This is a genomic window from Paenibacillus hunanensis, assembly GCF_014645615.1.
GTDB classification, from domain to species: domain Bacteria; phylum Bacillota; class Bacilli; order Paenibacillales; family Paenibacillaceae; genus Saccharibacillus; species Saccharibacillus hunanensis.
Window position 1 is genome coordinate 1 of record NZ_BMMB01000014.1, and the last position, 14,542, is coordinate 14,542.

13 protein-coding genes are annotated in these 14,542 nt (G+C 47.1%); all 13 read right to left on the reverse strand.

All coding sequences use genetic code 11. The annotated features are described in order from the left end of the window. Positions 1 to 1,417: 1,417 nt before the first annotated feature. The 13 genes from lysS to IEX62_RS21420 all read right to left on the reverse strand — a co-directional run bounded on the left by lysS (position 1,418) and on the right by IEX62_RS21420 (position 14,537). Positions 1,418 to 2,956, reverse strand: a complete 1,539-nt coding sequence (lysS, locus tag IEX62_RS21360; protein WP_188778086.1) for a lysine--tRNA ligase — start codon at positions 2,954 to 2,956, stop codon at positions 1,418 to 1,420. Between the two features lie 446 nt (positions 2,957 to 3,402). Next, positions 3,403 to 3,879 (reverse strand): transcription elongation factor GreA, encoded by a 477-nt coding sequence (greA, locus tag IEX62_RS21365; RefSeq protein ID WP_188778088.1) that lies wholly within the window; start codon positions 3,877 to 3,879, stop codon positions 3,403 to 3,405. 366 nt (positions 3,880 to 4,245) lie between these two features. Further along, positions 4,246 to 5,298: a tRNA dihydrouridine synthase DusB gene (dusB, locus tag IEX62_RS21370; RefSeq protein ID WP_188778089.1), complete on the reverse strand. Its 1,053-nt coding sequence runs from the start codon at positions 5,296 to 5,298 to the stop codon at positions 4,246 to 4,248. Between the two features lie 211 nt (positions 5,299 to 5,509). After that, positions 5,510 to 6,049 carry a 2-amino-4-hydroxy-6-hydroxymethyldihydropteridine diphosphokinase gene (folK, locus tag IEX62_RS21375; protein WP_188778167.1) on the reverse strand — a complete coding sequence of 180 codons (540 nt, stop codon included), beginning with the start codon at positions 6,047 to 6,049 and terminating at the stop codon, positions 5,510 to 5,512. A 13-nt stretch (positions 6,050 to 6,062) separates the two neighbouring features. Further along, positions 6,063 to 6,425 carry a dihydroneopterin aldolase gene (gene folB, locus IEX62_RS21380; RefSeq protein WP_188778090.1) on the reverse strand — a complete coding sequence of 121 codons (363 nt, stop codon included), beginning with the start codon at positions 6,423 to 6,425 and terminating at the stop codon, positions 6,063 to 6,065. A gap of 45 nt (positions 6,426 to 6,470) precedes the next feature. Continuing rightward, positions 6,471 to 7,283 carry a dihydropteroate synthase gene (gene folP, locus IEX62_RS21385; protein WP_188778170.1) on the reverse strand — a complete coding sequence of 271 codons (813 nt, stop codon included), beginning with the start codon at positions 7,281 to 7,283 and terminating at the stop codon, positions 6,471 to 6,473. Between the two features lie 32 nt (positions 7,284 to 7,315). Next, positions 7,316 to 8,188 (reverse strand): aminodeoxychorismate lyase, encoded by an 873-nt coding sequence (gene pabC / locus IEX62_RS21390; RefSeq protein WP_188778091.1) that lies wholly within the window; start codon positions 8,186 to 8,188, stop codon positions 7,316 to 7,318. Continuing rightward, on the reverse strand, positions 8,185 to 8,772 hold the full coding sequence (pabA, locus tag IEX62_RS21395) for an aminodeoxychorismate/anthranilate synthase component II (RefSeq protein WP_188778092.1): 588 nt from the start codon (positions 8,770 to 8,772) through the stop codon (positions 8,185 to 8,187). The genes pabC and pabA overlap by 4 nt, the downstream gene beginning before the upstream one ends. Then, on the reverse strand, positions 8,769 to 10,436 hold the full coding sequence (locus IEX62_RS21400) for an anthranilate synthase component I family protein (RefSeq protein ID WP_229686004.1): 1,668 nt from the start codon (positions 10,434 to 10,436) through the stop codon (positions 8,769 to 8,771). Before IEX62_RS21400 ends, pabA begins: the two co-directional genes overlap by 4 nt. Positions 10,437 to 10,634: 198 nt before the next feature. Further along, positions 10,635 to 11,573 carry a cysteine synthase A gene (cysK, locus tag IEX62_RS21405; protein ID WP_188778094.1) on the reverse strand — a complete coding sequence of 313 codons (939 nt, stop codon included), beginning with the start codon at positions 11,571 to 11,573 and terminating at the stop codon, positions 10,635 to 10,637. A gap of 147 nt (positions 11,574 to 11,720) precedes the next feature. Then, positions 11,721 to 12,638 (reverse strand): peptidyl-prolyl cis-trans isomerase, encoded by a 918-nt coding sequence (locus tag IEX62_RS21410; RefSeq protein ID WP_188778096.1) that lies wholly within the window; start codon positions 12,636 to 12,638, stop codon positions 11,721 to 11,723. 15 nt (positions 12,639 to 12,653) lie between these two features. After that, positions 12,654 to 13,547: an Hsp33 family molecular chaperone HslO gene (hslO, locus tag IEX62_RS21415; RefSeq protein WP_188778098.1), complete on the reverse strand. Its 894-nt coding sequence runs from the start codon at positions 13,545 to 13,547 to the stop codon at positions 12,654 to 12,656. A gap of 192 nt (positions 13,548 to 13,739) precedes the next feature. Next, entirely contained in the window at positions 13,740 to 14,537 is a 798-nt protein-coding gene (locus IEX62_RS21420) for a type III pantothenate kinase (protein ID WP_188778100.1), read from the reverse strand. Positions 14,538 to 14,542: the final 5 nt, after the last annotated feature.

Consider the following 14,542-nt stretch of genomic DNA (forward strand, 5'->3'; position numbering starts at 1 on the left):
TGTTTGACGTGCTCATTTTGTTGCTGGCGAGAACATTGCTGTTCTCTATATTTGAAGAACCGAAGTTCTTCACTCACTCGTTGTTCAGTTTTCAAAGATCAAACTCTTTCGTTGCCGCTCAGTGTCTCTCGCAGCAACTCTTATATCTTATCATCTCATCAACCATCTGTCAACAACTTTTTTTGAAGTTGTTTTCAAGCTCGTTTTGACGTGAGTTTGAAAAGCAGATTGTTTATAGAGAATGTAAGCCAGTGATCAGCGAAAGTCGCAATCAACACTAGATTTATAGATTAACACGTATTCAACAAGTGTGCAAGCTTTTTTATAAACTTTTTTTATAGCCCTCAAATTTTATTTGATCAGACTCTCTATATTTAGTCTATTAATAGCTTGTCAGCGGAAGCTTAATAAGTAATTTCTAGTGTAAGCATATATCATTGGATAGTTATTTGAACGTCTTCAATGGCTAGAAGACTTACTATTTATTGTCTTATTGTCGAAAATACATTGCCGCTCATTCGATGAGCGGATGTCATCTTGTAGTAAACAAACAACAATATAGAAGTTCTAGAGGATAAGAGTAATAGTATATAATAGCAAACTATATAATTTTGCAGAATGTAGGAGGTGTTTATTATAAAGAAGAATATAGGAGTGTCCATTATAGAGAAGAATAGAGTCTGAACAATGTATTTGCCAAGTTACCTGCTTCGGTGAGCGCCACTGATCTGACACTCGTGAATAGAGGATGTTTATTATAGAACAGAATAATGTATGGATTATATTATGCGCTCAGTGTGCTATGTAGGATTGAATAGACGTTTTCGTTTTAATGGTCGGATTCGGATAAAAGGAATGTGTACGGTGTAGGATCAGTAAACGGTATAAGGTAGGCTATGTTTAGAATAGACTATGATCTAAGATCGGAGGAATGATTGGCTGCTTGTAGTCACAACGCTTGATTTATGCTCATTTTGACTTATTCTTACTTTGACTTCTGCTCACTTGGATCAGTTATCTTGTAGAACATAATATAGTATAAGACGTAGGACATTGTTATATGATAAAGAAAAGCCCGTATCCGGTTGGTGGACTGGATACGGGCTTTTATTCGGGCTTTTATTATTGTGATTTATTATTGTGAATGGATAGCATACAAATACTAGCAAAGTAGTAGCTACGATATAGAGTTTAAGATATAGAGCCTAAGATACAGAGTTTTAAGATACAAAGTTATAGAAGCTAATCTATATCTGACGTAATTCAAATCTAGAATATAATCTACATCAAAACTAGGATAGATACGGATATAGAGTACTCCATAAAGCTCAGATTCGACCTTGGACTTATCTTCACCTAACTTAAACTCACTTCGCATGCATAAGCTTCTATATATCAGCTGCAAAGTCTAATTTGCTTATTCGCCAGCCTGGTGACGCATATGTGGGAACAGCAGTACGTCGCGAATCGAAGCTGCGTTAGTCAGCAGCATGACCAGACGATCGATACCGATACCCAGTCCACCTGTTGGTGGCATACCATATTCCAGTGCACGGATGAAGTCATCGTCCATCTCATGCGCTTCGTCGTTACCATGCTCACGCTCTACCAGCTGCGCTTCAAAGCGTTGACGCTGGTCGATCGGGTCGTTCAGCTCCGTAAATGCGTTAGCATGCTCGCGCGCTACGATGAACAGCTCGAAGCGATCGGTGAAGCGAGGGTCTTCTTCACTTCTTTTCGCCAGTGGAGAAATCTCAACCGGGTGACCTGTAATAAATGTCGGTTGGATCAGTGTCTCCTCTACGAACTCCTCGAAGAATGCATTCAAAATATGACCGAAGGTCATATGCGGGTCGACTTTGACACCATGCTCTTTGGCAAGCTGCTGTGCTTGCTCATCTGTCATGTGTACGCTGAAGTCTACGCCTTTTACTTCTTTAACTGCATCCACCATGGATACACGACGCCATTGCGGAGTCAGGTCTACCTGATGTCCCTGGTACTCGATCTGTGTTGTGCCCAGTACTTCCTGCGCGATATGAGCAACCATATTTTCAGTCAGGCTCATGATGTCTTTGTAATCCGCATATGCTTCATACAGCTCGATCATCGTAAATTCCGGGTTGTGACGAGTCGAGATGCCCTCGTTACGGTAAACACGGCCGATCTCGTATACCTTCTCAAGACCACCAACAATCAGACGCTTCAGGTGAAGCTCAATCGCGATACGCATGTACAGCTGCATATCCAGCGCATTGTGATGCGTGATAAACGGCTTCGCTGCCGCACCACCTGCAATGCTGTGCAGTGTCGGTGTTTCTACTTCCAGATAGCCGAGCGAATCCAGATAACGGCGCATCGATTGAATGATGCGGGAACGTGTAATGAAGGTACGCTGTACTTCCGGGTTCACGATCAGATCCACATAGCGCTGACGGTAACGCAGCTCAACGTCTTTGATGCCGTGATATTTGTCCGGTAGTGGCAGCAGAGATTTGGTGAGCACTTCTAGCTCCAGTACTTTGATGGACGTTTCACCTGTTTTTGTTTTGAAGACTGTTCCTTTAATACCTACGATATCGCCCAGATCGAGGATCGTGAACGCTTCGTATTGAGCTTCGGAAACGGTATCTTTACGTACGTAGATTTGGATACGTCCGCTCAGGTCCTGAATATGTGCAAAGCTAGCTTTACCCATGACACGCTTGGTCATGATGCGACCAGCCAGACTTACAGTCACTTCTTTTTCTTCCAGCTCTTCTTTGGTAAGGGTATCGTACGTGCTCAGCACATCGTTTGCAGTCGAGGTACGAACATACTTTTTGCCAAATGGGTCGATGCCCAGTCCGCGTAGCTCATCCAGCTTCGCCCGGCGCACCTTGAGCAGTTCGTTCATTTCGCTTTCGCTTATTACGTTTTCTTCCTGTTGACCAGGATTCAATGTTTCATCAGACATCGCTGAATTTCAACTCCTTCAATAAAATACATATGCGTCATGATCTTCAAATACGGATTCATCCTGATCTCGCTCTGGCAAGAACCACCTAGGAGACGCTACTGTATCCGTACCGGTAGCAAGGATGAATCATTCAAAGGGTATCTTCCCCGTTCAATCTATATGGCACATAGTTATAGTTTACTTGATTTGAACTGAAACTGAAATCCGCAAAACGGTAATTGTACGGAATTTCAGTATAATTTCAAGAAAAAAGCTCCCTTAACGGAAGCTTTTTCATACATAGAGCATTTTCGACTATACATCATTGCAGCACTTCGAGCAGGCTGTAGGCGTTCTTATGTAGAACGAACAGGATGCAAACGCTATTGTATGAGTTCGGCATTGGATCGTAAATGTGTTTACGACATATAGACGCTTATGTCATACAGTGGCTTGATCGAAGCTTACTTCTTGATTTCGACGATTTTGTACTGGATTACGCCAGCAGGTACGTTTACGTCTACAACAGTACCTCTTTGTTTGCCCAGGATAGCTTTGCCTACAGGGCTTTCGTTAGAAATTTTATTTTGAGAAGGATCGGATTCTGCTGTACCTACGATCGTGTATTCTGTCGTATCGCCGAACTCCAGATCTTCTACAATTACAGTTGCACCGATGCTCACTGCATCTGTATTGATCTCATCACTGTTGATGATGCGTGCATTACGCAGCATTTTCTCCAGTGTAATAATGCGTCCTTCGATGAAGGCCTGTTCGTTCTTGGCATCTTCATACTCGGAGTTCTCACTGATATCGCCATATCCAATGGCAACCTTGATACGTTCTGCCACCTCGCGGCGTTTTACGGACTTGAGGTTTTCGAGTTCATCTTCCAGCTTCTTCAGACCGTCCTGTGTCAAAATGACTTCTTTATCGCTCATCTTAACCAAATCTCCTGTCATGTGAATAATTTTCAATCGGTTCAAAAATTCGCTCTCGGAGCTTCCCGCATGAATATTAGCCGGTCATTCGAAAGCAGCGAAGACTCATACAAGATCGCAAAAACGGTAATTGTACCGGGAAATCTCCCAGAAGCTATATCAAATCTAACCATTAGCTCAGTCAAATTTATACTGCAAAAGTATATGGGAATGATTATGAAATGTCAATAAAAAGGGACCCGCCTGGCACGATGGCTCAGATAGGGTCCTTTTTGGTGTGTGATATCTCTATTTTAACTAACCATTTCAAGCGATATGCGGCTGTCTATTGTCGTGAAGCCGCATCGGTACATGTCTGCCAATCAATTAAACAGAGGCTTGCGCTGGTGTAGCGCATTGCACCTGTACAAACGGTACGGCTTCATGGTCAGCATCAGAGCCAACATGATCAGGCAGGTCTTCGAGGAATTGATGCAAAATCCGCACCATTTCGTCACGCTTCGTGCCTTCCATGATAGAGTTCTTGATGCTTGCGGAGCCTTTGAGACCTTTGAGATACCAGGATAGATGCTTACGCATCTCACGCACAGCGACGACTTCACCCTTCAGCGCAACCAGACGATCCATATGCAAAATAGCAATGCGAATCTTCTCTTCTGCGGTTGGATCAGGCATCAGTGTGCCGGTGTTCAGGTATTCCACTGTACGATACAGCATCCACGGATTACCCAGCGCACCGCGACCAATCATGACACCGTCACAGCCTGTTATGTCTAGCATGCGTTTTGCATCTTCTGGTGTAACCACATCACCATTACCGATTACCGGAATGGAGACGGATTCCTTGGCCTGCTTGATGTAAGACCAGTCTGCCTGTCCGGTATACAGCTGCTCGCGTGTACGTCCATGCACACTGATCGCTTTGCCGCCACCTGCTTCTACTGCCTTCGCATTATCGATCACATAGATATGATCATGATCCCAGCCGATACGCATTTTCACGGTAACGGGCTTGCTCACATTCGCGACTACAGCAGCGACCATCTCATTAATCTTATTCGGGTCAAGCAGCCAGCGTGCACCAGCATCAATCTTGTTGACCTTAGGTGCAGGGCAGCCCATATTGATGTCGATAATATCAGCATTCGTATCCTGATCGACAACTTTCGCTGCTTCTACCAGTGAATGACGATCTCCGCCAAAAATTTGCAGACTTAGTGGCTTTTCGCGCTCGTCGACAAATAACATTTCATGGGTACGCTTATTACCGCTTAGAATGGCTTTATCGCTAACCATCTCGGCGCAAACAAGACCTGTACCAAATTCTTTGGCAATGAGACGGAACGCTGGGTTGCACACACCCGCCATTGGGGCGAGTACAACCCGGTTTTTTAATTCAATATCACCGATTGTTAACATCGGAGAGTTCACTCCTTTTACTTCTGCTTCGGTCATGGAACGAATCGAGAGGGCTATCGCCGAAGACAGGAGGTGATACAACGTACAAAATAGATGACAGGCATTTACCATTATCACAAATGCCATACGACCACGATTAAGGTTGCTTGTTACGTATCGTGTATTCATTAGAATGACTGCTTATCCTATTATAAGGAATAAACAACATCGATTATTTCAATTTTGAAGGAAACGGCAGTTTGCAGGCATGTACGTATTGAATGTCCTGATCCTGTACATGCTGAAGGGAATCGGTCACAAGCTGGTATAGCTCCGGTGCTTGTTGTTGCTCCACAATTTCGTGTAGCGGTACCAGCACAAAAGCACGCTCATGCATACGAGGGTGTGGCAGTTGCAGGCGCTCGGTGTCCATTTGGATGTCATCCATCCATAGCAAATCGAGATCAACGGTACGCGGACCCCAGCGAATATCGCGCACACGCCCTAGCTGATGCTCAATATCGAGCATTATTTGTAGTAATTCCAGTGGTTGCAGACCAGTGGATACCCGAATCACCATATTGTAAAAGGCTGGCTGATCGGTATAGCCTACAGGTGCTGTATCATACATGCCTGAGCAGCGCTGTACCTCGATCTGAGGATGGCTGTTCAGCAATTGAATTGCATCATATAATGTCTGCTCTCGATCACCTAGATTGGCGCCTAAAGCAATATAAGCCTCTGACGAATCAGAGGAATAGAAGGAATTCATCATTTACCTACGCTCACTTTCGTGTACGCCGCAGCTCCACGGTCACGCCTTGAAAGTGAATATCAAACGGTGGATGCGGCTTGGTAACTCGAACGGTCAATACATGTACCCCAGTATAAGCGTCCAGCAAAACCGTTGCAATACATTCTGCCAGCGCTTCGATTAATTTGAACGATTTCTTTTCCACGACTTCTTTAACTTTCTCATGAATCTCTGCGTAATTAATCGTTGTCTCCAGCTGATCGGTACGACCGGCTTCGGACAAATCCAGCTCAAGCTCCAAATCTACATAGAAACGCTGACCTAGCTTACGCTCTTCTTCAAACACGCCGTGGTAGCCGTAATATTCCATACGGTTCAATATCATTTTATCCATAACGCTCATTCCCTTCATGATTACATATGACCAGCGTTGATCGTATCAGGATATACCTTGCTGTAGCATGGCATCGCACATCGTGGCTAGCTTCTTATTGGCACGCACATCATGTACTCGAATAATCTGACAGCCCTGAGCGATACCGAGAGCAGTCGTTGCGAGTGTGCCTTCCACTACATCATCAGGCGCTGCATCCAGCACACTGCGAATGAATCGTTTACGCGAGGTGCCTAGTAGCATGGGATAGCCCAATGGATGCAGCTCGTCCAGCCGACGCATTAGCTCCAGATTATGCTCGCCTGTCTTGGCAAAGCCGATACCGGGGTCTACAATAATCTGCTGAGGCTGAACCCCTGCTGCCAGTGCCTGCTGAATACGCTGCTCCAGATCATGTCGTACATCTGTCGCCAGATCGGTATAGTCCATGTTGTAGCGATTATGCATCAAAATGTACGGACAGCCAAGCGCAGCGACCACATCAAACATACGCTCATCTTCCAGTCCGCCCCAAATATCATTAATTATATGCGCGCCTGCTTCAATCGCCTGACGCGCCACCTCTGCCTTGTACGTATCGATCGAAAGAGGCACATGCGGCATCTGCTGCTGTAGTGCTTTGATTACCGGTAGTACGCGGTTCAGCTCCTCCTCCTCCGATACAGGCTCATGCCCAGGTCGGGTCGACTCGCCACCGATATCGATGATATCTGCTCCTTCTTCTACCATCTGCCTGGCATGCGCTACAGCGAGCTCAACAGATGTATAGCTCCCTCCATCGGAAAAAGAGTCCGGTGTAATATTTAAAATGCCCATGATCTGTGTAGTCTGATCCAGCCGTAGAGTGGCTTTACCCATATGATATTCACGAATAGGATGTACGGGTTGCTTCAAGTTCGGTAAGCCTCTCTTTCATAAACGGTACAAAGCATAGCGGTATGCTGACCGATCTGTCCGTCACCGACGATCACTTCATGATCATCATCCAGTAAACGGATGATCGGTACAATCTCCTGTACCGAATTAGTTACAAATACTTCGTCTGCATCGATAAGCTGCGCCCATGTGTACAGTCCCTTTTCAACCGATAAGCCCTGTTGCTCTGCCAGCTCCATCACCCATGCTCGTGTGATGCCTGGTAGAATGCCTGTATCTACAGAAGGCGTGTATAGAATGTCTTCTTTGATAAAAAAGACATTGCTCACGATGCCTTCGGCGAGATGTCCTTCGGCGGTTAGCATCAGCCCTTCGACAGAGGCTGCTGGCTCGTCCGCATAGAGCAACAGTTCACGTTTGCCAAGAATACTATTCATATAATGAAGCGATTTGAGTCGAATGTCGCCTTCGGGCGTGTTACGAACCGTATGCAACTTGCGTAGCGACTTGGTTGGACGTATGGAAGCAGTGGGTAATGATTTGGCATAAATGATGACGTTCGGATCAGTATAGGCGCCAGAGGGCAGACCGAGTATGTCCTCGCCTGCGGATACGGTATAACGCAGGTATGCTTCTTGCAGCTCATTGGCTTGCATCAGATCGCCCATCTGCCGCTCTACCTGCTCCGTTGTCATCGACCAGCGAATGCCAAGTGAAGCGCAGCTCGTCTGTAAACGCCGCAGATGACGATCCAGCAGAAACGGACGTCCATTGTATGTACGCATCGTTTCAAACAAGCCCATTCCATACAAGAAGCCGTGATCCATGACGGATACCACGGCTTGCTCGATCGGTGTAATTACACCATTTATACTAATGTACTTCATACGCTAGCTGCTTTATCCACTTTACGACTCAGGAAATTACGCAAAATGGTATGACCGTGATCGGTTACAATCGACTCGGGGTGAAATTGCACACCCTCCACTGCGTATTCCTTGTGACGCAGACCCATAATCTCGCCTTCGGCTGTCTCAGCAGTAATCTCCAGACAATCTGGTAGACTGCTGCGTTCGACGATCAGGGAATGATAGCGTGTAGCTGTAAATGGAGCTGGCAGGTTCTCGAATACCGATGTAGATTGGTGCAGGATGGGTGACGTCTTCCCGTGCATTAGTCGTTCTGCACGAATCACGTTTCCACCAAATGCCTGTCCAATCGCCTGATGACCAAGGCATACGCCGAAAATTGGAATTTCACCCTTGAAGGTCTGGATTACATCAATCGTAATACCTGCCTCTGTTGGTGTACAAGGGCCTGGCGACAGCAAAATATGATCTGGATTCAGTTCACGAATGCCATTCATATCGATCTCATCATTACGGCGTACGATAACCTCCTCGCCCAGTTCACCCAGGTATTGCACCAGATTGTACGTAAAGGAATCGTAGTTATCAATTACAAGTATCATCGCTGTTCCTCCCTCTCCTGCCGAAGACGCTCCTGCTGTTCACTCAGCATGACCGCTCTGGCTAAAGCTCTCGATTTGTTAAAGCATTCACGGTATTCACGATACGGGTCGGAATCGATAACGATTCCTGCCCCAGCCTGCATATAAGCAATATTATCTTTGACGGTTAATGTTCGGATAATAATATTTAATTCCATATTGCCGCTATAGTCAATCCAGCCCATCGAGCCGGTGTACGCGCCGCGTCTCGTTTGCTCGAGTTCTTCGATAATTTCCATGGTGCGGATTTTCGGTGCGCCTGTGATCGTGCCACCCGGGAAGGTCGCTGCAATCACATCATACACATCCTTATCCTCCGCAAGCTCTGCCTCAACACCGGATACGAGATGCATCACATGGGAATAGCGTTCGATTGTCATAAGCTCCGGTACACGCACACTTCCATAACGCGCAATTCTGCCCAGATCATTACGTTGTAAATCGACCAGCATAATATGCTCGGCACGTTCCTTTTCCGTTTGCAATAGTTCCTGCTCCATCGCTAGATCTTCCTGCTCGGTCGTGCCACGGCGTCTTGTACCTGCAATCGGACGTGCGGCAACGGCTCCATCACGTACAGATACAAGCAATTCGGGTGAAGCAGACACCAGCTGAAAGCCTGGCAAACGCAATAATCCCATGTAAGGAGACGGATTCGTCAAACGTAGCCATTCATAGATCGACTCTGGCGTTCCCTCGATAGCACGTTCGCTACGCAGCGATAGATTGACCTGAAATACATCACCCTGTCCAATATAACGCTGTACCGATTGCACCGCCTGCTGAAAGGCTTGCTGTTCAAAACCGGTTGTAAAGCCATAGCCTTCGGTACGTGAATCCGCCAATGCGGCTGGATGCTGGTGCAATAGCTCGCGACGCTGTGTATCGGCCTTGCTTACAGTCGTCAGCCATTGCTGCCACTGTTGCGCCATCTGCTCAGCGAGCGCTGTTGCTAGCTCGTAATGCGCAGAACAAGTGACTGCTTCATTTGCCTGTATATCGGTAGTTGCTACTGGCAGGTGCACACAGCAATATAATTCTTTTTCCAGATGATCGACGACCCATAGCTGATCAAAGCGCAGCCATACATACTCCGGTAAACCCAGCTCATTCGGCAATCGATTTGGTAAGCGTTCCAGTGAACGCGAAATATCGTAGCTGAGAAAGCCTGCACAGCCACCGATGAATGGCGGAGCTGCTTCTACGCGCGGAGCGCGGTAGCTCGACATCCATTGACGCAGTACATCCAGTGGCTTGCCATGATGCTGCTTCATTCCACGTATCTCATCTGCTAACTCGGTCTGCTGAAACGCTGACTCAGCAGATGATTGAGGTGAAGATAGCGATGCGACTTCTCCTGTCCAATCAACAGACAGCTCTTGCTCCTCAGCTTGCTCCAGATCACCGCTTAATATACCGGAAGGCTGCAAACCAAGATAGGTGTAGCGTCCGCCTTTGCCATTTTCCAGCAATACGGAATGAGGAAATTGCTCGCTCCACAGTACCTCCCAGCTCGCAGGCAGCAACTGTTCATGTAGCGGGATGCGCAGCAAATAAGGTAGATGCGTATAACCTTCCCCGCTCCATTGCTCCCACTGCTGTAAAGATATACATACTCTGGTCAATCCTCGTTCCTCCAACCTGATCATGTGTAGTTTTTCGTTAGTATACTAAAGCGCAGTAGAATTGAGAAGAGCTTTCCTGACAGATCTGCACCGAGATAGCAAAAAGCCTCTGCTACAAATCCGAAGATCGGTGCAGAGGCTTATCGTATACCCATCTAATTGCGCTGGAACGATGCGCTTCTAGCTGGGCTCCTATAATTAAGATTCGAAGTTGTACAGTGGTGTACTCAGGTAACGCTCACCGTTACTTGGAATGATGACAACGATACGCTTGCCTTTGCCAAGCTCTTTTGCCACTTTCAATGCAGCATGTACAGCCGCGCCAGAAGAAATACCGGACAGCACGCCCTCTTCCTTCGCCACACGACGTGCCACTTCAAAAGCTTCCTCGTTCTCTACGTGAATGATCTCATCGTATACATTACGGTTCAAAATTTCAGGGATGAAGTTCGCGCCAATCCCTTGAATTTTGTGAGGGCCTGGTTGTCCACCCGCCAGAATTGGGGATGCCGCAGGCTCTACCGCATAGATTTTGATATCCGGGAAACGCTCTTTGAGCACTTCACCTGCACCCGTGATTGTACCACCTGTACCAATACCTGCGATAAAGGCATCCAGGGAGCCGCCGATCGAATCGATCGCTTCCACGATCTCTGGACCTGTCGTTTCACGGTGAATTTTCACGTTCGCTTTATTTTTGAATTGCTCTGCCATAAAGTAGTCAGGATTCTCCTGTACGATACTTTCGGCTTTTTTAACCGCACCGTTCATACCTTCGGAACCCGGAGTCAGCACCAGCTCAGCGCCGTAAGCACGCAGCAGATTGCGACGCTCCAAGCTCATCGTTTCCGGCATTACGATCACGCATTTATAGCCTTTTGCCGCAGCGACCATCGCCAGACCAATCCCTGTGTTACCGCTCGTCGCTTCAACGATGGTACCACCTGGTTTCAAAAGGCCTTGCTTTTCCGCTTCTTCTACGATGCTGATCGCAATACGATCCTTTACACTGGAGCCTGGATTTTGATATTCCAGCTTCAGATAGATTTCTGCGCTATCTTCCGGCACTACACGGTTCAAACGAACGAGTGGAGTTCCTCCGATCAATTCTGTCACACTATTTACGACTTTTGCCATGCCTGTTGCCCTCCTTCAAATAATAGAACGTAGCGATGATAGAACGCTATATGTGTAATCTATGCTAATCCGAGTAAAACAGTAGGTATTAATATAATTAATATTATCAATACGCTAAGGCATTGTCAATGTCACAGCACTAGAATCCTACGGTTTAGCAGACAAAATATAGGCACTGTACTTCTTACGAAGCTCCTGCTCAATCTCATTCAGGGGTCTTGCCTGCTCTAATGCGATTTTACGGCGTGCGGTTTCCGAGCTTATTTCCAGATGAGCGGATTGTGACTGGCGAATATCAATCACCTGAACAACGGCATAGCCACCATTACTCAGCTTGATCGGCCCGACAATATCACCGGGCTGCATCGTCTGGATCGCCTTCATCACTTCAGATGGCTGAAAGGGATCGTCGTCGTCGATCCAGCCAAGTGCGCCTCCTTTGTTAGAGGAAAAGCCATCGGTCGACACCTGCTTGGCGATATCGGCAAAAGAATCACCATTTTCGATGCGCTGTACTGCTTCGCTCGCGCTTTCTTCATCATCGGTTTTGATCCAGGCCAGCTCGTATTGCCGCTTTTGATCGCTTTGTTGTTCATTTTGCTGAATGTACTGATTGACCTGCTCATCGCTCACTTGAATATTCACCGTGGCGATCTTTTCCAGCTCAATCTGATATTTGGATTCCTCGCGCAGATCCTGACGACTGAGCCCGAACTGACTGCTCATTTCCTTATAAAAGGCTTCCGGTGAGCTATAGCCACTCATGCGCTCCTGCAAGTTATCATCGATCTCCTGCTCGCTTACTCCAATATGCAGTGTCTGTGCTTCCATGCTGACGACACGTCGATTTAGCATTTGCAGCAAAATCTCCTGCCCGTATCGTTTCTTCAATTCGGCGGTCCATTGGTCGTCACTGATCGTGTCGTTGCCTACGACAGCTACAGCCGAGCTATTGCTGCCAGAATGCTGAACTGCCCGGATGACCCAAAAGGCTCCGAGCAGCATAATAATGACTATGATCAAGACCATGACGGCTGTCCGTAAGGGTGATTTATCCTTCGTCATATGTCTTGGCTTCCCTTAGTTTTTCGCTTCAGCGAGAAGCTTTTCCAGATCAGCACGGTGGAATTGGTACTTCTCATTACAGAAGTGGCACACAACCTCTGCCTGACCATCCTCCTCGATCAGCTGAGTCAATTCCGTTTCGCCCAGACTAACCAGTGTCTGCTCGACACGCTCGCGAGAACAGGAGCATTTGAACATGATGTCCATCTGATCCATAATCTCCACATCCGGTAGCATCCGCTTCAGCATATCCTCCAGCTCCAGGCCCTGCTCCAGCAAGGTTGTTACTGGTGGCATCTCAGATAATGCCTTCTCAATCGCATCAATCTCTTTATCTGACAGGCCAGGCAGCAGCTGCAAAATAAATCCACCTGCTACGATGACCGAATTATCGTTCTCCACTAATACGCCAACGCCGACAGCAGAAGGGGTCTGCTCCGATGTTGCAAAATAGTACGTAAAGTCTTCGCCCAGCTCTCCCGATACGATCGGCACACTACCGCGATATGGCTCCTTTAAGCCAAGATCCTTGATCACATAAATAAAGCCTTCCGTACCGACAACGCCAGCCACATCCAGTTTACCTTTTGCATTACTTGGCAAATGTACATGCGGATTGTCGACGTAGCCACGCACTTCACCTTTGGCATTCGCATCAGCGACAATTTGTCCGATTGGGCCGTTACCTTTCACCTGAATCGTTAATTTTTCTTCGCCCTTGAGCATTGCGCCCATCATGGCTGCTGTACTAAGTGTACGACCAAGTGCAGCTGTTGCAGTCGGCCAGGTGTCATGACGACGACGTAGCTCCTCGACCAGTTCTGTTGAACGCACAGCAAATGCGCGCACCTTACCATTCATTGCGATACCACGAATCAAACGATCCGCCTTGTGATTATGTTGTTCCATCTATATAAACTCCTCTCGATTGTACATCGCTTGTTCCTGTTATTGATACATAAAGGACATGTTCTATTATATTGCACATTACCCGATAATTCGAATACGATTGCATGTTCTATGCTCCAACCATCCAGGTTTAGCAACTTCTATTGTAATTAGACGCCAAACTGTCGTCAAAAGTTTTGCAGATACGGGCTTTTAGGCGTCATTACGCGACGACGAACGATTCGCCGTCCGATTACGCTCATAGATCAGACGTAGCCCTTCCAGCGTAAGCAGTGGATTCACCTCGCTGACGGTGTCCGTTTCATCGGCGATCAATGCGGCAAGCCCACCTGTCGCAATCACACGTGCTTCTTCGCCCAGCTCACTGCGAATACGTTTGACAATACCATCCACCTGACCTGCATAGCCATAAATGATACCGGACTGCATCGCATGGATCGTATTGCGCCCAATTACACGCCGTGGCTTCTCCAGCTCGATATTAGGCAACTTGGAGGCACGCTGATATAACGCCTCGGTCGAAATGCCAATACCCGGCACAATCGCTCCGCCCAGATAATTCGAGCCGGCATCGATACAATCAAAGGTAGTCGCCGTACCAAAATCAACTACGATCACAGGGCTGCCATAGATCGCAATCGCCGCTACCGCATTGGCAATCCGATCCGCACCGACCTCACGCGGATTCTCATAACGCAAATTCAGACCGGTGCGTATGCCCGGTCCGACAATGATAGGGGTATGGTGCAAATATTTCTGACACATCTCCTCAAGCGTATGCATAATCGAAGGCACCACGGATGAAATGATAATGCCTTCCAGTTCCTCTGCTGACACACCGGACATATGGAATAGCTGATGAATCGTCACACCATATTCATCCGGTGTCGCCTGGCGATTGGTGCTGATACGAAAATGGTGCAGCAGGCTCTCTCCTCTATACATGCCAAATACGATATTCGTATTGCCAATATCAATCACCAGTATCAATAGGG

What these genes read in the sequence shown, in the direction of transcription:
- folB (WP_188778090.1), bottom strand. Translation starts at nt 6,425, where the DNA reads ATGGATAAAATGATATTGAACCGTATGGAATATTACGGCTACCACGGC.
- greA (WP_188778088.1), bottom strand. Translation starts at nt 3,879, where the DNA reads ATGAGCGATAAAGAAGTCATTTTGACACAGGACGGTCTGAAGAAGCTG.
- pabA (WP_188778092.1), bottom strand. Translation starts at nt 8,772, where the DNA reads ATGATACTTGTAATTGATAACTACGATTCCTTTACGTACAATCTGGTG.
- dusB (WP_188778089.1), bottom strand. Translation starts at nt 5,298, where the DNA reads ATGTTAACAATCGGTGATATTGAATTAAAAAACCGGGTTGTACTCGCC.
- hslO (WP_188778098.1), bottom strand. Translation starts at nt 13,547, where the DNA reads ATGGAACAACATAATCACAAGGCGGATCGTTTGATTCGTGGTATCGCA.
- folK (WP_188778167.1), bottom strand. Translation starts at nt 6,049, where the DNA reads ATGAATTCCTTCTATTCCTCTGATTCGTCAGAGGCTTATATTGCTTTA.
- pabC (WP_188778091.1), bottom strand. Translation starts at nt 8,188, where the DNA reads ATGAAGTACATTAGTATAAATGGTGTAATTACACCGATCGAGCAAGCC.
- cysK (WP_188778094.1), bottom strand. Translation starts at nt 11,573, where the DNA reads ATGGCAAAAGTCGTAAATAGTGTGACAGAATTGATCGGAGGAACTCCA.
- IEX62_RS21410 (WP_188778096.1), bottom strand. Translation starts at nt 12,638, where the DNA reads ATGACGAAGGATAAATCACCCTTACGGACAGCCGTCATGGTCTTGATC.
- folP (WP_188778170.1), bottom strand. Translation starts at nt 7,283, where the DNA reads ATGGGTAAAGCCACTCTACGGCTGGATCAGACTACACAGATCATGGGC.
- lysS (WP_188778086.1), bottom strand. Translation starts at nt 2,956, where the DNA reads ATGTCTGATGAAACATTGAATCCTGGTCAACAGGAAGAAAACGTAATA.